Consider the following 22,660-nt stretch of genomic DNA (forward strand, 5'->3'; position numbering starts at 1 on the left):
ATTCGTCCTCAAATTTCGCTTTATCTGATTTGGTATGAACTCAGTATAAAAAATCGATTCAATTCCATATAATGAAAGATATTCTTAGTTCAATGAGCATTCGGAATGGAATTTGATTTACTGAAGGCGTTTTGTCAGTTGGCTAAGTCGGGCAATTATCGTATGGCATCAGAGCAGCTCTACATTACTCAGTCGGCACTGACCAAAAAGATTCAACGACTGGAATCCAATATAGGAGCGAGTCTGTTTTCTCGCGGCAGGAACGGCGCAGAACTGACACACGCAGGTAAAACCTTACTACCCGAAGCCCAACGTTTGGTTCATTCAATGCAAGCGTTTGAGCAGCTTTCAGGCTCCGTAGTGAATGGAACGCAGGGGCATTTGAACATTGGTTTTGGCGTATCTAATTATCACGAAGCACCTAAACTGATTGCCGCCTATAAACAACAGTACCCAGACGTTCACATCACCTTAAATGACACACCTTCTAAGCAGCAGACCGACGAGCTATTGAGCCATGAACTCGATATCAGCTTCAATCGAATACCCGACGCCTCGGATTTAAAGAGCCTAACGCTTTTCAATGATTCGCTTGTGATTGCGGTTCACAAAGATATTCTCAAGCAAGCGCCAGGTAACGATCAGGTTCTCTTTGAGTTATCGAAATGGCCTTATCTAAAATTGGCTCAGCACCGTGGCCCCGGATTAGACAGACAGATTCAACAATATTGTCTTGCCAATAAAATCGACTTATCTAAGACACAAGAAGCCGATGATATCCTCACCCTGCTTGCCTTGGTTTCGGCCAATATCGGTTTCACCATCGTACCCAGCAGTGCGCAGTACATTAGTAACACCGATGTGGAATTCATTGCGTTAGAAGGTGAACACGCGACTTGGCCTGTCGGGTTAATCTGGAATGGAGAGAGTGACAACCCACTCAGGGATAGGTTTGTAGAGTTTGTGGCTCATCAAAAAGGAAATTAGACCAGAAGCTAAATTTCACCAACAAAAAAGGCTCACTAAATAGTGAGCCTTTTGATATTTTCTTAACGTAAACCTAAGTCTAAGGTTGATTGCGTTTTGAAAGAATAGCTTTAGATCAGTAGGTTAGAGCTATAACTTAGAAGAACTCAATCGAATTACGGCCGCTTTTATCATCACGTGTTGGCTTTGGCGTATCCGCTTTCTTTTTCGGTTTCTTCTCTTTTTTCTCTTTCTTTGGTTCAGCCTTTGCGCTTAGCATTTCTGCTTTGCTTTTCTTAGATTCCTTCTTCTTAGAATCCTTTTTAGACTGACCTTTCTTCGCCTTGTTCTCTTTTTTAGGCGTTTCTTTCTTTTTCGGCTTTTCTGATTCTTCTTGTACTGGCTGATCACACACCACTACATAGTATTCTTGGTTGAATTCAAAGAAGTCGCCATCGTACATTTTACGACGCTTACGGGTTTCTAGCTCACCATTTACCGCTACGTAGCCTTCAGAGATGATGTGCTTAGCTTCGCCGCCACCACTCACTAGGTTAGCAATTTTAAACACTTTGTAGAGCTCGATTGGCTGTGATGAAACATCAATACCAATTGCTTCAATTTCAATCTCTTCGCCTTCTTCGCCCAGCTCTTGGCCTTCGTAATCAGCGTCTTCGTAATGTTCTTGGTCCATGGTGACCTCTACCTAAATATGTACTTCTGAAATATTGGGCGCAGTGTAATCTTAAAACAACTAAATGACCATGTTGAATTTATAGCTCAAGCCGAGGAAACGACAAGGCAAAACACGCACCATCCAAGTAACTTTCACCAACAGTGACATGTGCTTGGTGACGGTCACACACCTGTTTAACAATAGCTAACCCTAAACCATGGCCCGTTTTCCCCTTGTTCCTCGCTGCATTAGCGCTGTAGAAAGGATCAAACAAAAAAGGCCAATGCTCCGCTTCAACGCCTTTACCGTCATCATGAACCTCAATAACAAATTCATTGTCGGTATACCACAACTCAATAACGATCTTAGTATCGGCAAACTTAAAAGCATTCCTTACTATATTATCCACCGCCCTATTGAATAACTTTAGATCGACATACAAAGAGGCTGGGACTTTTAGTGGCACCTTAATGAGATCGAGTGTTGTCTCTTTCTCCCAAATGCTAAAACGCTCGTTTAGCCATTCATTGGCATCAATAGGTTGCTTAAGCAATTCAAAGCCCCCTCTTTCCAATCGAGCGTAATACAATAGCTCATCAACCATGTCTTCCATTTCATCCGTATCAGCAAGAATACGGGCTATCGCCTTAGATTGTTGCGGAGTTGGTGCTAAGTCACTCAACAACTCAGCCTGCCACTGAATTCGGAATATAGGCGTCCTTAGCTCGTGAGCAACGGCATTAGTCAAAGACTTATTACTATTGATTAAGTCTCTTATCTTGTCCGCCATAACATTAAAGCTACGGTTTAACGTACCTAATTTTATGCTATTTTTTTCGGAAGCTCTTTCTAGTAGATCCCCATGAGAAAAAGCAACCGTCGCCATTTCAAGGTTATTTAATCGGCGCTTGATTCTCCAAACCAAAAACAAGCCGCTAAACGCGAAACCTGTTATTGCAAAAACCCAAATAAGCCGGTTTTCAAATTTGATTTGCTTCCTCAGATAAGAATTTTTGTTCTTAGATAACTCATATAAATCATCACTTCCAACTAACCTTAACCACAGGAAGTATTCGTCATGGTAGTAAACATTTCGGCCTTGCTGCTGAAACGCTTTTCTCACTAGTTCTGGAGCGTTATCAAAAGGTATGATTCGCAGGTTCTGCCGAGTCTTATCCGCATAACTTTTTAATAGATTCTGCGTTTCAAGCAAACCTTTTTCACGGAAAACCACATCAATTAATTCTTGATAAGCTTCTGCTTCATGGTCTCGTAATATGTATTCGTAGTCAGTGCTTAACTTGTAAACAATAAAAGCATAGGAATATATACTCACTAAGAAGATGACTGTCAGCCCCGCTAGGTATTCAAAATAGATACGTCGCATATTATTTATTCAGCTACCGTTACCAACGTTCTGGTACGAACAAGTAGCCTTTACCTCTTACAGTGATGATCTTTTTAGGTGGGACAGTTATGTCATTAAGCTTTTTACGTAAGATTACGATTTTATTGTCGATAAAGCGGTCAATGCCATCGTAATCAATACCTCTCAACTGTTGAGTCAAAAAATTACGTGATAACACCTGTTCTGGCGAGGAAGCCAATAGCCAAAGCAGTTCAAATTCACTCTCCGCTATGGATATATCTTTTCCAATATGCGTACAGGCTTTGGTTGTGCGGTTTAAATTTAACTTACCAAAAACTAACTCATTCTTACTCACTTCAGCACTTATTGAACTGTCAGGAGTGCGACGCAAAAGCATCCTCACTCGAGCAAGTAATACTCTTTGGCGAATTGGTTTACTAATAAAGTCATCGGCGCCAGTTTCTAACGCTGCAACATGGTCAAAATCATCATCACTAGCTGTAAGAATGAGTATCTTTCCCTTAAACTGACTCCGGACTTGCCTACAGATAGTTAGCCCATCAACTTCTGGCAACATAAGATCAAGTAGAACAATGTCGGGCTGAATATTTAAGATTTGCTCACTCGCTGATGCGCCATCAGAAATAGTGATTACATCAAAAGATTGGCTTTCAAAATATTCCTGTAACATCTCTCTTAAGATGGGATCGTCTTCTACGATCACTAGTTTCGGGTTGGTCATAAATCCTTCTCACCATTCCTATTGCTACCTTGCGAACCCGCGCCTCTCTATTGCGAAATTCAGCATATTCTTTTTACATAGCTTGTATTTATAAAATTAACAAAAACATCTATATAACATATAAATATAAGGTAATGCAGCTAAAAATAGACCAAAAGCTCTTAATTTTAGACTCAAAAAAACCGGTCACCTTAGTAAGGTAACCGGTTCAATTTATGGGTTTAATTAAACATTTGTTGTCTAGTCATCATAAACAGGGAACTGTTCAAATGCGCGACGATAATTCACGTACTCATTAGAGCTCCATAACCTCAATTCTTCTGGGTCATAGTTGTACACTTCTTTATGAGCCGCATTTGTGGAACTGGTGTTGTTATCCGCAATCTGATTACCAAAGATTTGTGCTAAATCGAATATACGTTCGTGCTCTTCATCTTCGAATTTACCAATCGAGCTATTTTGTACCGTCTGCAAACTGGATTGAGAGTTACACTTACGTTTCATGTGATCTTCGGTCGACTCGCCATCGACTTTAAATCGTAAACACTTCTGACCATCTTCATCATATTCTTCGAACTGATTATCAAACATAAAAAAGCGTGCGAAACCAGTGGTGTCACGAAGAGCAACGAGCGCCTCTTTATCACCGACAGCGATAATACGAGCTTCGTTGCGATCTCGCGTATTCTTAAACACAGACAGCGCGTTACGGACTCGGTAAGGCAAACCGTTTAATTTTTCTACGCGAGCTTGCTGCTCTTCTGTGTATAAGGCGCGTGAAGCTAAAGCATTTGCAAGTGTGTTACGTGAACTCAACGAGTAATTTGTCCCTTTCCAAGTAAAGTTAATCCCATCTTCGTCGGCATAACTACTATTTGCATAGTTGACATGGATAGAGTCGCTAAAACCAGATACTGAGTCACTCAAACCATATTCATTTGCACGATTATACTTGTTTAGGTTAGCCAATAAGGTTCCAAAGTACGGCACCTTCGTATCTTGGCTAGCTCCCTCAGTCCAATACACAAATGCTTCATTACCGCCCATTGAGAAATAGCGCTTCATTGGCCACAGGTATGAAGGTGTAGCCTCAATTGTTTCGGTAATGTCTTGTTTGTATTTCAGAACCGTTTCTACGTAATCCCCTTTCCCATCAACAAAGATAGCTTGGCGAGCTTCAGCTCTACCCGTTAAATCGGATAGATACGTATACAAGTGTGAAATTTTGTCTGACATATCAACCAACGCTAAGCTCGAATTCTCAGTTGATTTGAATGGTGTATCACGCCTAACTAACATCTGTGCTGCTAGTAGTTTGTCTGGCCATACGCCTAACAAATCGACAGAAGAAGACGATGTTTGATAAGGGTTGTTCGCTTTTAAGCTCGCCCATACTTTTCCATCTCGAGTTTCAGAGCGAATGACGATCTCGTTAGCTTGACTTGCTAACATCTGAACTAATTCCTCATCGAAACAACTGGTTGGAACATCGCGATTTTGCGACATGCCGCCTTGGTAGGTTAACCAAAGGTCAGATAACTTAGCGAAACGATAGCGGTTAGGAACTCCAACAACACCACTCAATTCTTCTAATTCACAAACTTTATCTGGTGCTGTTAGCACTTCTAAAAAGAAGTCTGCTGCCAAATTTGCTGCATTATAAGTATCACAAATTGGACGAACACCCGCAGACAAGTTCTCTAATGGAATAGCGTTACCGCGAAAATCCACACAGTTGTTTCCGGCTATTTCTTCAAAAACCTGCCCTTTGTTATTCGTCGTATTTGCACCTAAGTAACGAGCAAACATAAAGTCAATTTCACCAACGTTTTCAACGATATCGCGAATTTTTTGGAACTCCCCCATTCGATATAAGAAGTAGCTATATTGATGAAATTGTTCAAATCTCTCACGTCCATTTCTTTGGTTAACCGTGTCGTAGCTATCTTTGTATCGCTGAATTCTAAACTCTGTGGCTTCTTGAAGGCTTGTACCTTCATCAAAACGATCACATAACAAGTTAGTGGTCGTGTGTTCATCCGTACAATAGCGATAGCTCACTAACGAATCTGGAATACCATTTTGACCAGCGTTAGCTCTCAAGTGTGCAATAACACCCGTCGGATAAACCTTATAGTCATTAGATAACTGACGGTCATACTCAGCCAAAGAATAGACTTTGCGCTTTTGTGCTCCTGTGGCGTCTACTACAGCGACATCGTCTCCCTCGCTATTGGTGTTAACGATAAGTTCATTTGTTTCAACCTGACGAGCATAAGCGAAACGTAAAGCGGCCTTGTCATACTTACCGAACGTCAACAGTTCATCAAATATTGATGCACCGTAATCCATGATCGAACTGTACGCAGCTGGCTTATCAAGGTGCCCAATTTTGCTTTGTGCAAGCTCAGCCTCTGTATAAAAATGGCTTTCGTCCGTTGAACCCATAAAGTTATGACGTAAACCAAGGTTATGCCCGAGCTCATGAATCAATGTTGATTTAAACATATGCTTTGAAATCGCTTGGCTTGCTAGCTTCTGCTGATCAATCGTTAGCGCTTCCCACGTTTTCATTTTGCTCTGATCAGCATCGGCGAAGAAGCCACCTTGGATATAGTCTAAACCCTTCACTAAGCCCTTTGACTGGGTACTTAACCACATCGCATCAACGCTATATACATTCTGCTCAGAGAATCGCTTCAACATATCTTGGCGTTTATAGAATGATTGCAAAGCGAGGTCTTGGTTGCTGGTATCGTATTTGAAATCCAAATCGGCTTCAGGCAGTGAATCGACTAAATTATCTTTGCCCACCAAATTAATTTCGCGTTCACTCAACGCTGGAACATTGATCGAAGGTCCTCGATCTTCCTCGAGCATTTTATTGAACAAATCGATTTCGGTTGGCTCAGAGCTTGATTTCGAAGCGTTGCTTTTTTCCGCCACAACCACAGGTTGTACTTTTTCAATTTCTTGGCGGTTGTAACGCTTAGCGAGATCATTCCACGTATGGCGACTTGCGGAACGAATCACACCTAAATATTGGTTAACATGCGCATGAATAATTTCACCCGTTAATGGGTTAGTGGCAGATGGGCCATAGCCAAGAAGGCCGTTGTCAACCGGATCCTCGATCAGGTTGAATACGTTGTAACGTAAGTCACCCGTTTTTACACCCGCTTTCTTGTCACTATTAACAATGTTAATGCGAGGAACACCTGTGCCTTCTAATGACTGATTTACCTCTTTCATGGTATCGAGCGTAAGTTGCAGGTACGCTTCATTGCCATCATCGAAGTAGCTGTCGCTTAAGTAGTAATCGATCGACTCTAACTTGGGATTGAATCGGTTAATATAAGAAAAACGAGAACCCTGTACGTTACTCTCACCAGTGTGAGTTTTTACTTCTTTGCTATCGTTGAAGAACCCAAAGTATGCGCTGTCTTGGCCTTGGTAATAGATAGGTTCGTAATTTTCACTTGCTAACTTATCAAGCTTAACAAGAGAATAGAAAAAACGTGTTTTGAATGATAAGTCTTTAAGCTCGCCACCAAACTGGTATTGATCTTCCGCTTCTGCAGTAAAGGTTCGTTCTACTTCAACGTTAATTACCCCACCTTCAGGATCGTATTCGTATGAAATCAAACGAGGCTCTGCAGACTCCGTAACATTACTGGAGGTATACCAAGCTCTAATTGTGTCTTGAGATAGTGATTTAATCTCTTCATATTTAGGTACAAAGTGTGTGGCTTGATCCCAAGAAACGTCTTCATCTGCGTTAATTTCTTCTTTATTTGTACATTCGCCATAACCGTTCTCAGCACAGCGATACTGACGGAATTCTCCAGGAATTTTAAGCACAGGAGCACGGTTAATTTCCGTATCCCAACGACTTTCATCTGTCGAATTCACTTTGTCGCGATCAACTTCTTCGACATAAATACCATTTGTTTCATCAAAACGAAGCGTCACCAACTTTGGATCGCCTTGGAAAAAGCCGCGCTGAGTCATTGCATAACGAGGAGCATCGCCGGTTGACGGCATGTACATCCAAAGTGATTCCGTATCTAAAGATTGAACAGAAATCTCTTCGGTTGGTTTTTCATAGGTGTCATAGGCACGATCTTCGGCCCCACACCCGCTGAGGATTGTGGCAATACTTGCTGCGATAATTGCTTGTTTAAACATAATTTACCTATATTTATAATTATATTACATTTTTACTTCTAACTATTTAAATTCAATGCGAACGGAGCAATATTAGAATTGATAGTTAATCACTGCGTAATAAGTTGTTTTCTTTAAATCGACTAAATCATTAAGAGGGTTTGAGCCTCTTTCTGGATTGTAATAACTAATGCCATTAGTCAAACCAGCAGAAATAGAAATACTCTTAGTTATTTGGTAACCCACCTCTTCCCCATGTAATAAAGTTGGGTCAAACGTGCTCCCGTTATAATCCCATGACTGTCTAGGCATTACGAAAATGTTAAAATAGAAGTCTTCTGAAAAAACATAATCAAGAGAAAATTGGCTGCTCAATTGGTATTCAATAAGCTGATTACCACCAGCTGTTTTATATTCGTGAAAGTTTTTTCTAAGTAATAACGTATTACTTAATGAAAGCCCTTCAATCCAATTATCGAATGGAGCACTCCACCTGACTTTCAACCTAGTTCCTAACGTTAGATCGTTCCTCCTTGACCATTTGGACGTTGGCAATATTACTCTCACCTCACCACTCAGTGATGAACCATCAGTTGGTTTGAATAATCCATTGCGCCCCCATGAGATGGACGTATCATTCCAGAACTGTCCCCTAGTCCCATATTCATCACCGTCGGACAAGTGGTAACCTGACGCCACAACTTGGAGTCGAGATTTGTCTGAAAACGAATATCGGACAACGCCAGTTGCAGAAGCCGAACGGTTTGCTAAAGACGCACTGTCTTCATATCCGTTTCGAGAATAGTCAGCACTAATGTATCCAGACCAAGGGTTTTCATTGTTTTTGGACTCCCACTCATCTTGCAAATTATTTGCTAGGGCGAGCGAAGGCGCCACCAGCATGAACGCTGGCAACATAAGTAGTTTATTCATATTTTCCTTCTTGTATTACACTTCCGTATTATATCTACATTTTCTTTTTCCAGTTTTAAGCCTGTTTAGCTAACCTCGTTGTTTTTATTTTATTCCTTTGAGATGGATGCGTTATTGGAATCGACGCCAATAGAGTTTTTGTATATTCTTCTTTTGGGTTTTTATAAACGTCTTCCACACTTCCAAACTCAATTATTTTACCTTTTTTCATTACGACCACATTATCTGAAATGTGCTTAACGACAGAGAGATCATGTGAAATAAAAATAATGGAAAGGTTCATCTCTTTTTGTATTTTTAGTAATAAGTTCAATATCTGTGCTTGCACAGAAACATCTAATGCCGATACTGACTCATCGCAAATCAATAACTTTGGCTTTAATGCTATTGCTCTTGCTATGCCTATACGCTGCCTTTGCCCTCCAGAAAACTCGTGCGGATAACGGGTTACGGCGGAGTGAGGTAATCCGATCTTATCGAGTAGATCTAAAACCCATTGCTTTCGGTCTTTCTTTGAACCAATCCCATGAATAATAAAAGGTTCTTCAAGTATGCCGCCTACTGTATGCCTCTGATTCAATGATTCTAGAGGATCCTGAAATACAATCTGCATATCTCGACGAAGTGGACGCATTCTTTTTGTACTGTAATGGGTGATGTCTTCGCCTTCGAAAAAGATCTTCCCAGCGGATGGCTCATACAGTTTAAGTAATGTTCTACCAAGCGTACTTTTTCCACAGCCAGACTCTCCAACCAAACCTAACGTCTCACCTTGCTTCACTGAGAATGAAACGCCGTCAACAGCCTTGATTACATAACCTTTCTTAAATAGGTTCTTACCTGATAGAAAATGCTGCTTTAGCCCTTCAATTCTAATGACTTCTGACATAATCAACTCCCCTTGTATTCTGGGAATTCATTCAAATCAATTGGGTTGATTTGAATGGTTTGTTTCGGCTCGACATTGAGATCTGGAATTAAGCTCAAGAGTCTTTTTGTATACGGATGTTGTGGGTGATCGAAAAGTTCGAAAATTTCTGCATGCTCAACAATACGTCCGTCATACATCACAGCGACTTCATCGCAAATTTCCGCAACAACACCTAGATCATGAGTGATAAAGATCACTGCCATCCCGGTCTCTTCTTGAAGCTCTCTTATCAGTTCCAAAATTGATGCTTGAACCGTTACATCTAATGCAGTCGTCGGCTCATCACATATCAAGATGTCAGGCTTACATGCAAGCGCTATCGCTATCATTACCCTTTGTCGCATCCCACCAGACAGGCTATGAGGGTACTCTTTAAAACGTAGTTTCGGCATTGGAATTTCAACTTTCTCAAGCAAACCAATTGCGTACTCTATCTTTTCAGACTTAGACATCTGGCTATGGTGCAAATCCAGAACCTCGACAATCTGCTTGCCAATTGTCTGAACAGGGTTCAAGGCAGTCATAGGGTCTTGGAAAATGATTGAGATACGGTTCCCACGCATCTTATGCATCTCATGTTCAGGTACCTCAGTAAGGTCTGTATCACGATAAATTATTTTTCCAGCCGTGACCTTTCCATAAGGCTTAGGAAGTAGTCCCATAATAGACATGGAAGTTACGCTCTTCCCACTGCCCGACTCTCCAACCAAACCGAGTGTTTTGCCTGATTTCACGTCAAAGGACACACCTTTCAGTATCTTGACAATGCCCTCATCAGTATTGAACTCTGCTTCTAAGTCACGAACTTTTAATATAATATTTTGGTTCATTCCACGGTCATCCTTAGAGCTTATATCTGTCATCAATGATGGTGATGGGTGGATATGCCTTACCTTCTTTAGAAGCCAACTGAGTTTCTTCTTTTAGGTCTGTATCAATCCAGAAATTACTGGTATCTAAAATATTAAACATGGCGCCAGTCTTCTTCGTCATTGGGTTCTTTGGGAACTTAATCCAACGCCAGTAGGCATCTCGCGTATAAGGCACCATATAGCCAGGCACAATCACATACGCATCCTTTATTTTTCTTTGGATGTTCTGAGATAGCTGCTGTTTTCTTTCCATATCAAACTCAGAAATAAACGCCTCAATTTTTTGATCTAGCTCTGGTGAACTGAAATTTGTATGGTTATTAGTTTGAGGACGGTTGGCATTTGTCGAGTGAAAATACTCTTTGTAAGCTGGTATCTCCCCTCCGCCCATATTAAGAAAAGCAAGCTGGTGCTTTTTCTCGAGAATAAATTTGAATGCAGCAGAACCATCGACAAGGTTTAAGTCGAGCTCTAAACCAGCTAACTTCGCTTGCTCTTTTAGATAGGCAATTCTTGGTGTCCAAATGTTGTAGCCATACGTAATCTTGAAACTCAAACGAAGCCCATTAGCATTCATTCGGATACCATCAGAACCGATATTATCGAAGCCTGCAGATTCAAAATAACCAATCGCAAGTTCAGGCCTAAACGGTGGCGGCTCTACGCCTTCTAAATCGTATTTTCCATGCCCAAACCCCATAGCATGAGGTTTTCTAGAGTAATCGCCTCGTAACACGTTTTTGATCATGCCGTCGAAATCAGTCGCGTACGTGATGCCTTTCCGAACATTAATGTCGTTCAGCAGTGGCATGGATGTATTGATCCATAAACCGCCTGCGCCTTGTGGCCTTTGATTAAAGCCCCAGAATTTCTGTATAAAGCCATGACTAAAAGGTTCTGAGTTAGTTTTCTCATGCCACAGTTGAGGCTGTACCATTGCAAACGTGTCTAACTTTCCTTTTTCAAAATGCTTGCGTGCAATATCACTATCACGAATTACCTTGATGCGAAGTTTTTCCACGTTAAATCGGTTTTTATAATATTTATTTCCGTAACCCCACCAGCTATCACCAACATGTGAAAACGTAATGCTGCGGCCTTTATTTACTTTTGATATAAAATAAGGCGATGTTGTTGGCTCTGCCTTGAAGTTGTATTTGCGAACAAAATTATCATCCATGCCATCCTTATTCCCATCGTTAATATCAACAAAATGATGCTTTGGACGAGGCTGGACTCCGTGACTCGGCATATTGATAAGAGCCATAAGTTCATCATTACTTTTAGGCTCGGCCATCGTAATACTTATCGTATAGTCATCGAATTTTTCAACGGTCGTGATGCTATTGCGGAAAAAGTCGCTATACCAAGGATCAATAATGTCTTTGGAACGGTAATACGTAAGCATAAATAGATAGTCGTCAGCCGTTACAGCTTCCCCGTCAGACCATTTCGCGTCAGGATTCAGTTTGAAATAAACCGTCTGGTGATCGTTCCCAAATGCCCATTCATTCGCCAGTTGTGGAATCCAATTGTCGGTATTTGGATGTCGTTGTGCCAATTTAGGCGTGCCATCCATTAAATAGAAACGAATACCTGAATTCGCGTCGGGGCCCACTGAACGTAATGTTTGTGGGAAACTAGGCATAAAGCTACGTAAAGTACCGCCACGCTTAGCCTCTTCAGAAGCAAAAACGGGATCATCCCAATTACTTTGCCATTCCAAGTTATTTGGTGTTTGTTGTGCTTGAGCTAAGAAACTCAACAACAAAGCGAATAGTCCGTATCTGTACATCATCACTTCCTAGTGCCTATCTATAAACTGTGTATTTTTTGGGATCAAAAGCCGTTCTTATCGCTTCACCGATGAATGTAACCATGACCAACACACCGACTATTGCCGTCACAACAGAGCCAACAATCCATGGCGAATCGAGATTCGACTTGCCTTGTTGAAGAAGCTCTCCCCAGCTTGGGGTCGGTGGAATAAGACCTAAACCTAAGTAGTCCAGTGCAGTTAATGCAGTGATATTGGCTGCAATAGTGAAAGGCGCCAGAGTGACGATCATCACCATCGTGTTGGGTAAAATATGATTGAAGAGGATTCTTGCTGTTGATGCTCCTAGCGCCTTTGCAGCTAACACATACTCTCGAGCAGATTCTCTGTAGGTCATCGTTCGCATGTACCAAGTAATACCCATCCATCCAAAAGTCACATTGATCAATACAAACAGCATGAATGTGGGTTGTGCTATCGAGACCAAAATCATGATCACGTAGAGGAACGGCACCATTGACCAAGTCTCAATGGCTCTTTGAACAATCAGATCAAATTTGCCACCAAAGAAACCCATCGCACACCCCACCGTTACACCAATGCTGTATGCGATGACCATAGTTATCAGAGCAAACCCCATTGCTGTTCTAAACCCGTAAACCAATCGTGCTAAAATATCCCTCCCGATTACGTCAGTGCCCAAATAGTGCTTTGAGTAAGCACTTGGAGCATGTGGCGGATATTCACCAGAGAAGTCTTGTTCATACGGATTCCAAGGCACCAAAGGTAAAATCGCAAAGTCACCATTGTTTTTATCTTTAAGCGCTAATTGAAGTAGTCGATAGTTTGCCTCTCCCGAAGACTCCAAACCAAATGTCTTGCCGGAGTAAACATCAGATACAATTGGAAAGTAATATTCCCCCTGATAACGCACCACTAAAGCCTTACTGTTGATCAACGCTTCAGCAAAAAGAGACAGTAATAACATTACAGATAGAATGATCAGCGACCAGTATCCACGCTTTATTTGTTTGAATCGCTTGATCTGCTTTAGCGTCAACGGATTTAATTTAATCATCATCAAGCTCCAAACTTCACTCTAGGATCGACCAATGCAACGCAGACATCAGACAAGATATTGCCAAGTAGCAATATGCAGGCGTTGATTGCGACAATACCCATAACCACTGGGTAATCTCTTTCTACAATTGATTCATAACCAAGCAGGCCTATGCCATTAATATCGAAAATGACTTCAATTAAGAAAGAGCCCGTCATGAAGAAAAGAAGAGAGTTGCCAAAGTGGCTAGCGATTGGGATTAAACTATTGCGTAGTGCGTGTTTACGAATCGCCTCTCTAAAAGGCAAACCTTTAGCGATAGCAGTGCGAATGTAATCTGACGATAAGTTTTCCATCAAATTATTCTTCATGGTCATGGTTAACGTCGCAAAGTCACCTATCAGATAACAAAGCAAAGGTAAGACCGCATGCCACAAAATATCAGTAATTTGCTCTGAGAAAGTATTGAAGTCGTCGAAGTCATCATCCACAAAGCCCCCCATTGGGAACCACTCTAGGTGATAACTGAAAAACGTAATAAGAAGCACGCCGACCACATATCCTGGTAAGGCATAGCCGACAAAAATCATGATTGATGAAACAGAATCAAAGACGCTGCCGTGCTTCATCGCCTTAAAATAACCAAGAGGAATAGAGACAAAATAACTAATGAAAAAGGTCACACCACCATACATAGCAGAGACGGGCAGGCGCTCAAAAATCATGTCACTGACCGGTTCGTAGTAGCGTGTCGACTCGCCTAGGTCAAAATGAACAAGTCGAACTAGCCATTCGAGATACGCTTCCGTTACCGGCTTATCCAATCCATAAAATTTATTAAGATCGGCGAGTTGGTCTTCAGACAAAGCTGAGTTTTGGCCAACGAGACTAGACGCACCACCATCCCCTTGAGGCTGCATGTTAGCGAGCATCCTCTCGACAGGGCCACCTGGAACAAAACGCGTAATCGCGAATATCAAAATCGTAATACCAAGAAACGTAGGTACAACTAAAGCAAAACGTTTCAGTAAATATGCAATCATCCTAACTAGCCAAATTCCATTTAAAGCAATATTTCATCAATTTAATCAATAAAACAAAGTAGTCAAATGGTTACATTTACCTACATTAACTTACAATTTCATTTAGTTTGGATTAATTTACTTAATAAATTTTAATCTTAATAATCAAAAACTTAAATTGGACACCAGAAAGGAATTTTGAATTAGAAGGTGTGGGTAATCTTTGTTTGTAACTTAGAAAGTGAACTGCTTAGACAATTCAAACATGTTTGTAAGCTGCATTGATATGGTGACAAATCGAAATCAAATACAAAAAAATCGCCACTGTTAAACAGAAGCGATTTATTGGTCTAATGAATGAGGAGTTAATCTATGAATAATGTATTTGGCTACACACCACCAACGTTCGAGAGATTCACCAACTGCTTGGTATATTCATGCTGCGGATTACCAAACAAAGTCTCAGTGTCGCCCTTCTCTATTACCTCGCCAGCTTTCATGACGATGGTGTAATGACACAAGGATTTCACGACATTCAGATCATGACTGATAAACAAATAGGTCAGGCCATACTTTTCTTGAAGTGACTTCAGCAAATCCAATACTTGAGCTTGAACGGTTCTGTCCAATGACGATGTTGGTTCATCGAGCAGGATAAACTCTGGCTTTAAAATCAAAGCACGAGCAATCGCAATACGCTGCCTTTGACCGCCAGAAAACTCATTTGGGTAACGGTGACGCGTTTCAGGATCGAGGTCAACCTCTTTCATTACGTCACAGATGCGTTGGTCGAGTTCGTGCTCATCCAATTGTTGATGCACTAACAAACCTTCGCCAATCACCTGAGCGACCGACATTCTCGGGTTTAGCGCAGAAAACGGGTCTTGAAAGACTACTTGCATACGGCTTCTAAACGGAAGCATCTGTTTTCGATCTAAACCTTGAAGCTGTTCACTCGAGTAAGTGATTGACCCTTCACTATCTACCAGCTTAAGTATCGCCATACCGGTCGTCGATTTACCAGAACCACTTTCGCCAACCAAACCGATTGAGTGCCCTTTCTTCAAAGTGAACTCCATGTCGGTCACAGCTTTAACATGAGAAATGGTGCGCTTGAATAAACCGCCCGTGATCGGGAACCAAACACGAAGTTGATTTACATCGAGTAGCGGTTTGCTTTCGGGTGACACAGGAACGGGCAAACCTTTCGGATCAGAGTTAATAAGTTTTTGAGTGTAAGGGTGAGCAGGCGCGTTAAACAGGGTATGACAGTCGTTACTTTCGACCAAGCGACCATCTTTCATTACTGCTACTCTGTCGGCAATCTTACGAACGATACTCAAGTCATGAGTAATGAAAAGCATTGCCATACCCAGCTCTTGCTGCAGGTCTTTTAGAAGGTCGAGGATCTGCGCTTGCACCGATACATCCAAAGCCGTTGTCGGCTCATCAGCAATAAGCAGCTCTGGTTCATTGATCAGTGCCATCGCGATCATCACGCGCTGGCGTTCTCCACCAGATAGCTCGTGCGGATAGGCTGAAATCTTTTGCTCAGGATAGCGAATGCCAACCTTTGAAAGCCACTCTATCGCCAAGGCTTGTGCTTTGTTGGTTCGCATACCACGATGAATTGCTAAGGTTTCAACAAGCTGTTTTCCAATTCGATGAAGCGGATTTAGGGAAACCATAGGCTCTTGGAAGATCATTCCAATACGACCACCACGAATCCCACGTAGCTGTCTTTCAGAACAACTCAGAATATCGGTGCCAGAGAAATTGATCTTACCGTTTAAGTAATGAGACGAGCCTTTTGGTAACAGCTTTAAAATCGAGTTAGCCGTGACCGATTTTCCGGAACCACTCTCACCCACCAGCGCTAATGTCTCACCTTTGTATATTTCTAAAGAGACATCTTGTGTCACTTGCTCTATCGAGTTTTTTCGCCCGAAACCGACAGACAGTTTATCTATGGTCAAAACCGGAGAAGCAGGCGTTGTATTTGAATTCATAACCTATCCTTACTTCTGTTGATGCGGGTCGAAAGCATCACGCACCGCTTCACCAACGAAGACCAGTAACGTAAGCATCAGTGAAAGCACGACGAAGGCAGAAATGCCAAGCCAAGGCGCTTGTAAGTTAGCTTTACCTTGCGCCAACAACTCGCCTAACGAAGGCGAACCCGCAGGAAGACCAAAGCCCAAGAAGTCTAACGAAGTCAGTGTGGTCACCGAGCCTGAAAGAATAAACGGCATCATGGTTAACGATGCAACCATCGCGTTAGGTAACATGTGACGAAGCATAATACGTTTGTCATCAACACCCATGGCTTGCGCGGCTCGCACATAATCGAAGTTTCGGCAGCGTAAAAATTCCGCTCGCACGATGCCGACTAAACTCATCCAACTAAACAGCACCATAATCCCGAGCAACCACCAGAAATTCGGCTCAATAAAACTCGACAAAATAATCAGCAAGAACAGGGTCGGCATACCAGACCAGACTTCAATGAAGCGTTGTCCGAATAGATCAACCCAGCCACCGTAGTAGCCTTGTGTTGCGCCAACCACGACACCAATCACGCTCGATACAATGGTCAGAATAAAACCAAATAGAACGGAAATACGGAAGCCATAAATGATACGAGCTAATACATCTCGCCCCTTATCATCAGTCCCTAACCAGTTCACCGAATCGGGCTCCGATGGCACCGCACCTGAAATATCGAAGTTTATTGTGTCGTAGCTAAACGGAATGATTGGCCACACGATGTAACCGTTGTCTTCAATGAGCTCGATAACATACGGGTCTTTGTAGTCGGCCTCGGTTTCAAACTCACCACCAAACTCCGTCTCGGCATATTCATTGATAACAGGCACAAACCACTGATTATCATAAGAAACCAAGAGTGGTTTATCATTGGCAATGATCTCAGCGAACAGGCTCAAGCCAAACAAGATGGTAAATATCCAAAGGGAGATAAAACCACGCTTGTTTGCTTTAAAACGTAACCAACGAGCTTCAGCTAAAGGGTTGTTAAACATTTATTATCAATACCTTGTTATTCGTTCGCCATTAACGCGCTTCAAAATCAATTCGAGGATCAACCCAGGTATAAGTCAGGTCGGAGATAATGCTCAGCACCAAGCCAAGCAAGGTCATGATATAGAGAGAGCTGAACACCACGGGATAGTCACGTTGAATGGTTGATTCAAAGCCAAGCAAGCCAATGCCTTCGAGTGAAAACATCACTTCAATCAACATAGAACCCGTGAAGAAAATACTAATAAATGCGCTTGGGAAACCCGCAATAATGATCAGCATGGCGTTACGGAAAACGTGCTTATAAAGAATACTGCTCTCGTCCAAGCCTTTCGCTCTCGCAGTCACTACATATTGCTTATTGATTTCATCAAGGAAGGAGTTTTTGGTCAGCATGCTGAGCGTGGCGAATCCACCGATAACCATGGCGAAAATGGGCAACGCCAAGTGCCAGAAGTAGTCGCCAATTTGCTGATACCAGTTGAGCTGGTCGAAGTTACTCGACACAAGCCCTCGCAATGGGAACCAACTGAAGTAGTTACCGCTTGCAAACAAGATAATCAGAATAATCGCAAACAAGAAGCCCGGCACCGCGTAGCCGACAATCACCACCGCGCTCGACCAAATATCAAAGCGAGAGCCGTGATGTATCGCCTTCATGATGCCTAAAGGTATCGAGATCACGTAGATGATTAAGGTACTCCACAATCCCAAGGAGATGGAGACGGGCAGTCGCTCGATGATCAAATCAATAACGTTGCCGCCCTTAAACAGGCTTTCACCGAAATTAAAGGTCGCGTAGTTTTTCAACATGTCGAAGTAGCGAACGTGAATCGGCTTATCAAAACCAAACTGCTTTTTGATCTCTTCAACCACTTCAGGATCAAGCCCGCGTGAGCCTTTATAGCCACTGGCAGATGCTTGATCACTTTCACTTAAATCAACTTCTTGTCCACCACCAGAAAAACGCTCCATAATGCCAGAGTTATGCCCTTCTAATTGAGCAACAGCTTGCTCTACCGGGCCTCCAGGCGCTATCTGGATGATGAAAAAGTTGATGGTGATGATCGCCCACAGCGTGGGGATCACCAACAATAAACGTCGAAATATATACGCGGCCATGCTAACTAACTCCTAGCGACGTTTTTCAGGAAGCAAAGCCGCCTTCTCTTCTGAAATCCACCATGTATCGATACCTAAATCGTATTTAGGCAATACATCTGGACGCTCAAACTTGTCCCACATTGCTACGCGATACTCGCCAACGTGCCATTGCGGGATGTTGTAGAAATTCCACTGCAATACTCGGTCTAGTGAACGACCTAGTGTAAGAAGCTTTTCAGGGTGCTGTTGGTTACGCGCAATTTCTTCTGTTAACGCGTCAACCACTGGATCGATAACACCTGCAGTATTGTAAGTAGAATCAATGTAGTTAGAGTTCCAAACGATCATTAAGTTCGGGCTAGGATAAGGGTTTGCGGAAAATGACGACGAAACCATGTCGAAATCACGATCACGCAAGCGCTTGATGTATTGAGTGGTATCGATGGTACGGATCTTCATCTCAATACCCATGCGCTTAAGGTTCTTTTGAACCGGCGTTGCGATACGTTCCGTGGTTGGGCTGTAAATCAACAACTCAAATGACATCGGCTTGCCAGTCTTTTCGTTGGTCATGACTTTGTCTTTCAGCACCCAACCCGCTTCTTTCAACAATTTGAAAGCGGTACGCATTTGGCTACGAATACGACCGCTACCATCGGTGACGGGTGGTTGGAATTCTTCGGTGAAAACTCGCGGTGGAATCTGATCTTTGTATTGAGACAACAACTCGACTTCAGCTTCGCTTGGTAAGCCTTTCGCTTCGTAGTCGGTATTTTGGAAGTAGCTACGAGTACGCTTGTACTGACCATAGAACATGTTCTTGTTCATCCACTCAAAGTCCATCGCGTAGGTTAACGCTTCACGCACTTTAGGATCCGAGAACACAGGAGATTGGATATTAAAGACGAAACCTTGAGTCGTTTCAGGCTTCTCGTGGTTAATCTCTTCTTTAATGATGTAGCCTTTATCGAAGTTCGCGCCCGTATAAGAGTTGGCCCAGAACTTAGCCGAGTTCTCGGTTCGAAGATCGAACTCCCCAGCTTTAAAGGCTTCCAACATTACCGTGTCGTCACGGTAGTAATCGTATTGCACTTGCTTGAAGTTATTACGACCAACGTTAACCGGTAGGTCAGCTGCCCAGTAGTTTTCATCTAGACCATAGGTAACACTTTGGCCTGATTTATAACTGATGATCTTATAAGGACCACTACCGACTGGTGGCTCACTTAGAGGTTCAGACAGCTTTCTGTCTTTCCAGAAATGTTTCGGTAATACACGAGTGCTTTGCGCAAAGCTGAACAGTTTTTCGCGGTTTGGAATGTTCATTTCAATACGAACAACCAAATCAGAGACCGCTTTTACTGACTTAATATCTTTGTAATACACACGATACTGAGGCACGCCCTCGGTTGAGAACTTGTCAAAAGTAAAGGCAACATCATGCGCAGTGATAGGCTCGCCATCTTGGAATTTAGCATTTGGGTTGATGTCGATTTCCATCCAAGTGAAATCACTGGAGTAGCGAACCTTTGAAGCGATCAATGGATAGTACGCATCAATCTCGTCACTCGGAGAAAACATCAAGGTATCGTAAATCTCTCCGGTATAACTTGCAGCAACGCCGCGGGAACCGAATCGATTAAAGCTATCGTACGTACCTATGCTGCCATAGGTCACTTTGCCCTGCTTTGGCGCATCAGGATTAACGTAATCGAAGTGAGTGAAATCGGCTGGATATTTTGCTTCACCAAAACCAACCAGTTGTGTGGTTTCAATAACGGTGACAGCAGGAGTTGATTGGGTTTCAGAAGCGTAAGTAACGGAGGGTTGTAAAGCAATAAGCGGCAACATGATTGCACATGACTTCAAATTAAACCTGAAAAACTGAGTGCGTTGCGAAGCTTTGCGTCGAAAAACTGTTCCCATTTGACTCTCCCTTCAAATGTCATGAATTCTATATTCAAGTTGATTTATCGGCTTTGAATGCATGCCGTTAAATCAAGTATAGGTTCAAAACTAACATCATGTAATAACTAATAAAACCATCAGCACTCTATCTCTGACGGTTTATTTACAAATTACTCGTCACCACTCGAAGTTATTGGATGCAGTGAGCTTTGATTGCTTTGGTTCCTTTGATTGAGTTGATTAGCTTGGTGGCGTTGGAAAGCACGGGGGAAGGCAGAAGCACTAAGATTGCTCTAGCCTGAATGACACAAGCCTCAACGGCTAAGATTCCTTTGGTTGGCTTCTAAAGTGAAATTTAGGCTCTAAATAATCAACAAACTATACTTTTACTGGAGTATCCTTGCAGCCTAGGTCTAAATGGAATGACACTTTGAACAAACCAAACCAAATAACATTCGCAACGTTCAACCTTCTGAACTATCTCGAGCCACCGAATGCTTATTATGATTTTGAGAACATCTACAGCTTCGAAGAATGGCAGAAGAAGCAACATTGGATGGCTGAAGCGATTCGTTCATTAGATTGCGATGTGATTGGCTTCCAAGAGATATTTAGCCCGCAGTCTTTAGAGCAATTGATGAACGACCTAGGTTATCCATACTTTGCAGTGGTCGATAGCGCACACGTTGAAGATGATTACCTATACACCTCACCTGTCGTTGGGATCGCTTCCCGTTACCCGATTGAAAACGTGCAGCCTGTTACGCCAGATTCGAAGTTACTGAAAGCATTCAACCTTGACGACAAATTCTCATTCAACAGAACGCCTGTTCACGCGACGATTACGTTACCCCATTTAGGTTCAACCGACTGTTATGTGGTGCACTTCAAATCACAACGTCCGACAGAGCCAAAAGCAGAATCTGTCGATGCGGACAACACTCAGCAAGGTGCAAAACCACAAAGTGACACGCTCACTCGTTTTCACCAAGAACAGCTTGGCTCTTGGCTATCAAGTGTCCAACGCGGTCTAGAAGCTCAGATGCTGCATCAATACATCACCAACCAACGCTACCAAACCGAGCAACCTGTTGTGTTGATGGGTGACTTTAATAAGCCACTGTTTAATGATGAGTTTAAAGGGCTGTTGAATTACTCAATCAACCGAGACGAAAACAGCAAGCATTGGCTATCCCACTTTCGCTTGAAAGACAGCTGGGATCTTTACCATCAACTGCATGAAGAAGACTTGCTTGAACAGCGAAAGCCAACCCATTACTACGGCGCTTCTGGATCTGTACTGGACTACATTTTGATGTCGAACGAGTTTGATTGTCAGAACTCTTCAAGCTTAATGGAGATCTCTAGCTACACAGTGTTAGACCATCACCTGATTAATCCTAGTTTTGAACACGACCAATTCAGTACCGACCATGCCATCGTGTCTGTCACCGCTCATATTCGTGAAGCCTAGAGTTAAACATAAAAAAGCCGCAGTCAAAAACTGCGGCCTTCCACTTTAGTTAAACGGGTTGAGCCAACCGACGCCCCATTTAGAAACCGATTTACCGTTTAGCAAAGTGTGAAACTTAGAATGTGTACATTGCGCCTAAGTAGAAAGAGTCCAGAACAACAGTATCTTCTGTCTTGTGTCCGTTTTCGTAATCTTCGATATCAAAAGCATCGGCTTCGTATGCTAAGCGAAAGCTCAACGAAAGACATTGTAGGTGGCGTGTATTCAACACCAACACCCATACGGATGCCATCTCCCGAATCATCAAAACCATCTCCTGACGGGCGAGAGCCATCAGCAAGCTTCATGTCTAGATCAATAGTCGACAGACCGATAGTGCCAAATGGACGAATGCCATTATCAAACGTGTAACCGAGGTTCGCCGTTACCGAAAAGATTTGAGGTGTCCAAGTGAAAACCTTATTACCAGATTTCGTTTTCAGGGCGATATCACCAAAATCTGTGTATTGAGCTTCAACCGAAACAATGCGGTTAAATTTGTAACCAGCAATTAATCGGTAAGTATTGTCTTCGGCTTTAAAAGTAATAGGCTCACTGATCGTGTCAGTTAACCCGCCCAC

The 22,660-nt window shown here is 42.5% G+C and carries 16 protein-coding genes and 1 pseudogene; 2 read left to right on the forward strand and 15 right to left on the reverse strand.

The genetic code is table 11. The features are described from left to right. The first annotated feature begins 105 nt into the window (after nt 1–105). Entirely contained in the window at nt 106–987 is an 882-nt protein-coding gene (locus AB6E54_RS03200; RefSeq protein ID WP_102332886.1) for a LysR family transcriptional regulator, read from the forward strand. A gap of 136 nt (nt 988–1,123) precedes the next feature. Here the strand turns inward: AB6E54_RS03200 and AB6E54_RS03205 are convergent, their stop codons facing one another. The 14 genes from AB6E54_RS03205 to AB6E54_RS03270 all read right to left on the reverse strand — a co-directional run bounded on the left by AB6E54_RS03205 (nt 1,124) and on the right by AB6E54_RS03270 (nt 20,584). Continuing rightward, a complete protein-coding gene (locus AB6E54_RS03205) occupies nt 1,124–1,660 on the reverse strand; it encodes an RNA-binding S4 domain-containing protein (RefSeq protein WP_017064730.1) in 537 nt (178 codons plus the stop codon). Between the two features lie 79 nt (nt 1,661–1,739). After that, a complete protein-coding gene (locus tag AB6E54_RS03210) occupies nt 1,740–3,029 on the reverse strand; it encodes an ATP-binding protein (RefSeq protein WP_017064731.1) in 1,290 nt (429 codons plus the stop codon). Nucleotides 3,030–3,048: 19 nt separating this feature from the next. Beyond that, nucleotides 3,049–3,753 carry a response regulator gene (locus AB6E54_RS03215; RefSeq protein WP_017064732.1) on the reverse strand — a complete coding sequence of 235 codons (705 nt, stop codon included), beginning with the start codon at nt 3,751–3,753 and terminating at the stop codon, nt 3,049–3,051. Between the two features lie 240 nt (nt 3,754–3,993). Then, the gene (locus tag AB6E54_RS03220) at nt 3,994–7,941 is read right to left on the reverse strand and encodes a zinc-dependent metalloprotease (RefSeq protein ID WP_102332887.1); all 3,948 of its coding nucleotides are present in this window, start codon (nt 7,939–7,941) and stop codon (nt 3,994–3,996) included. A gap of 72 nt (nt 7,942–8,013) precedes the next feature. Then, complete coding sequence (locus AB6E54_RS03225) at nt 8,014–8,853, reverse strand: hypothetical protein (RefSeq protein WP_210459106.1); 840 nt, start codon at nt 8,851–8,853, stop codon at nt 8,014–8,016. A 55-nt stretch (nt 8,854–8,908) separates the two neighbouring features. Continuing rightward, complete coding sequence (locus tag AB6E54_RS03230; RefSeq protein WP_017064735.1) at nt 8,909–9,742, reverse strand: ABC transporter ATP-binding protein; 834 nt, start codon at nt 9,740–9,742, stop codon at nt 8,909–8,911. Nucleotides 9,743–9,744: 2 nt separating this feature from the next. Further along, entirely contained in the window at nt 9,745–10,614 is an 870-nt protein-coding gene (locus AB6E54_RS03235) for an ABC transporter ATP-binding protein (RefSeq protein WP_102332934.1), read from the reverse strand. 13 nt (nt 10,615–10,627) lie between these two features. Beyond that, entirely contained in the window at nt 10,628–12,451 is a 1,824-nt protein-coding gene (locus tag AB6E54_RS03240) for an extracellular solute-binding protein (RefSeq protein WP_102332888.1), read from the reverse strand. A gap of 16 nt (nt 12,452–12,467) precedes the next feature. Continuing rightward, on the reverse strand, nt 12,468–13,511 hold the full coding sequence (locus AB6E54_RS03245; RefSeq protein WP_029235249.1) for an ABC transporter permease: 1,044 nt from the start codon (nt 13,509–13,511) through the stop codon (nt 12,468–12,470). A 2-nt stretch (nt 13,512–13,513) separates the two neighbouring features. After that, nucleotides 13,514–14,536, reverse strand: coding sequence for an ABC transporter permease subunit (locus AB6E54_RS03250; protein WP_055319460.1), 1,023 nt, complete (start codon nt 14,534–14,536; stop codon nt 13,514–13,516). A gap of 368 nt (nt 14,537–14,904) precedes the next feature. Further along, a complete protein-coding gene (gene yejF / locus AB6E54_RS03255; protein ID WP_102332889.1) occupies nt 14,905–16,524 on the reverse strand; it encodes a microcin C ABC transporter ATP-binding protein YejF in 1,620 nt (539 codons plus the stop codon). 9 nt (nt 16,525–16,533) lie between these two features. After that, nucleotides 16,534–17,556 (reverse strand): ABC transporter permease, encoded by a 1,023-nt coding sequence (locus AB6E54_RS03260; protein ID WP_017060847.1) that lies wholly within the window; start codon nt 17,554–17,556, stop codon nt 16,534–16,536. Nucleotides 17,557–17,587: 31 nt separating this feature from the next. Beyond that, nucleotides 17,588–18,676, reverse strand: a complete 1,089-nt coding sequence (locus tag AB6E54_RS03265; protein ID WP_004730359.1) for a microcin C ABC transporter permease YejB — start codon at nt 18,674–18,676, stop codon at nt 17,588–17,590. Nucleotides 18,677–18,688: 12 nt separating this feature from the next. Then, nucleotides 18,689–20,584 (reverse strand): extracellular solute-binding protein, encoded by a 1,896-nt coding sequence (locus AB6E54_RS03270; protein ID WP_102332890.1) that lies wholly within the window; start codon nt 20,582–20,584, stop codon nt 18,689–18,691. A gap of 412 nt (nt 20,585–20,996) precedes the next feature. On the opposite strand from AB6E54_RS03270, the gene AB6E54_RS03275 reads away from it, so the two are divergent. Then, the gene (locus AB6E54_RS03275) at nt 20,997–22,040 is read left to right on the forward strand and encodes an endonuclease/exonuclease/phosphatase family protein (protein WP_102332891.1); all 1,044 of its coding nucleotides are present in this window, start codon (nt 20,997–20,999) and stop codon (nt 22,038–22,040) included. 115 nt (nt 22,041–22,155) lie between these two features. Here AB6E54_RS03275 and AB6E54_RS03280 read toward each other — a convergent pair. Beyond that, a pseudogene (locus AB6E54_RS03280) lies at nt 22,156–22,660 on the reverse strand (outer membrane beta-barrel protein); the annotation flags it as partial.

Source organism: Vibrio sp. 10N.247.311.49 (assembly GCF_041467655.1).
GTDB lineage: Bacteria > Pseudomonadota > Gammaproteobacteria > Enterobacterales > Vibrionaceae > Vibrio > Vibrio crassostreae_C.

Coding starts and splice junctions, on each gene's coding strand:
- AB6E54_RS03200 (WP_102332886.1), top strand. CDS start 106: ATGGAATTTGATTTACTGAAGGCGTTTTGTCAGTTGGCTAAGTCGGGC.
- AB6E54_RS03205 (WP_017064730.1), bottom strand. CDS start 1,660: ATGGACCAAGAACATTACGAAGACGCTGATTACGAAGGCCAAGAGCTG.
- AB6E54_RS03210 (WP_017064731.1), bottom strand. CDS start 3,029: ATGCGACGTATCTATTTTGAATACCTAGCGGGGCTGACAGTCATCTTC.
- AB6E54_RS03215 (WP_017064732.1), bottom strand. CDS start 3,753: ATGACCAACCCGAAACTAGTGATCGTAGAAGACGATCCCATCTTAAGA.
- AB6E54_RS03220 (WP_102332887.1), bottom strand. CDS start 7,941: ATGTTTAAACAAGCAATTATCGCAGCAAGTATTGCCACAATCCTCAGC.
- AB6E54_RS03225 (WP_210459106.1), bottom strand. CDS start 8,853: ATGAATAAACTACTTATGTTGCCAGCGTTCATGCTGGTGGCGCCTTCG.
- AB6E54_RS03230 (WP_017064735.1), bottom strand. CDS start 9,742: ATGTCAGAAGTCATTAGAATTGAAGGGCTAAAGCAGCATTTTCTATCA.
- AB6E54_RS03235 (WP_102332934.1), bottom strand. CDS start 10,614: ATGAACCAAAATATTATATTAAAAGTTCGTGACTTAGAAGCAGAGTTC.
- AB6E54_RS03240 (WP_102332888.1), bottom strand. CDS start 12,451: ATGTACAGATACGGACTATTCGCTTTGTTGTTGAGTTTCTTAGCTCAA.
- AB6E54_RS03245 (WP_029235249.1), bottom strand. CDS start 13,511: ATGATTAAATTAAATCCGTTGACGCTAAAGCAGATCAAGCGATTCAAA.
- AB6E54_RS03250 (WP_055319460.1), bottom strand. CDS start 14,536: ATGATTGCATATTTACTGAAACGTTTTGCTTTAGTTGTACCTACGTTT.
- yejF (WP_102332889.1), bottom strand. CDS start 16,524: ATGAATTCAAATACAACGCCTGCTTCTCCGGTTTTGACCATAGATAAA.
- AB6E54_RS03260 (WP_017060847.1), bottom strand. CDS start 17,556: ATGTTTAACAACCCTTTAGCTGAAGCTCGTTGGTTACGTTTTAAAGCA.
- AB6E54_RS03265 (WP_004730359.1), bottom strand. CDS start 18,676: ATGGCCGCGTATATATTTCGACGTTTATTGTTGGTGATCCCCACGCTG.
- AB6E54_RS03270 (WP_102332890.1), bottom strand. CDS start 20,584: ATGGGAACAGTTTTTCGACGCAAAGCTTCGCAACGCACTCAGTTTTTC.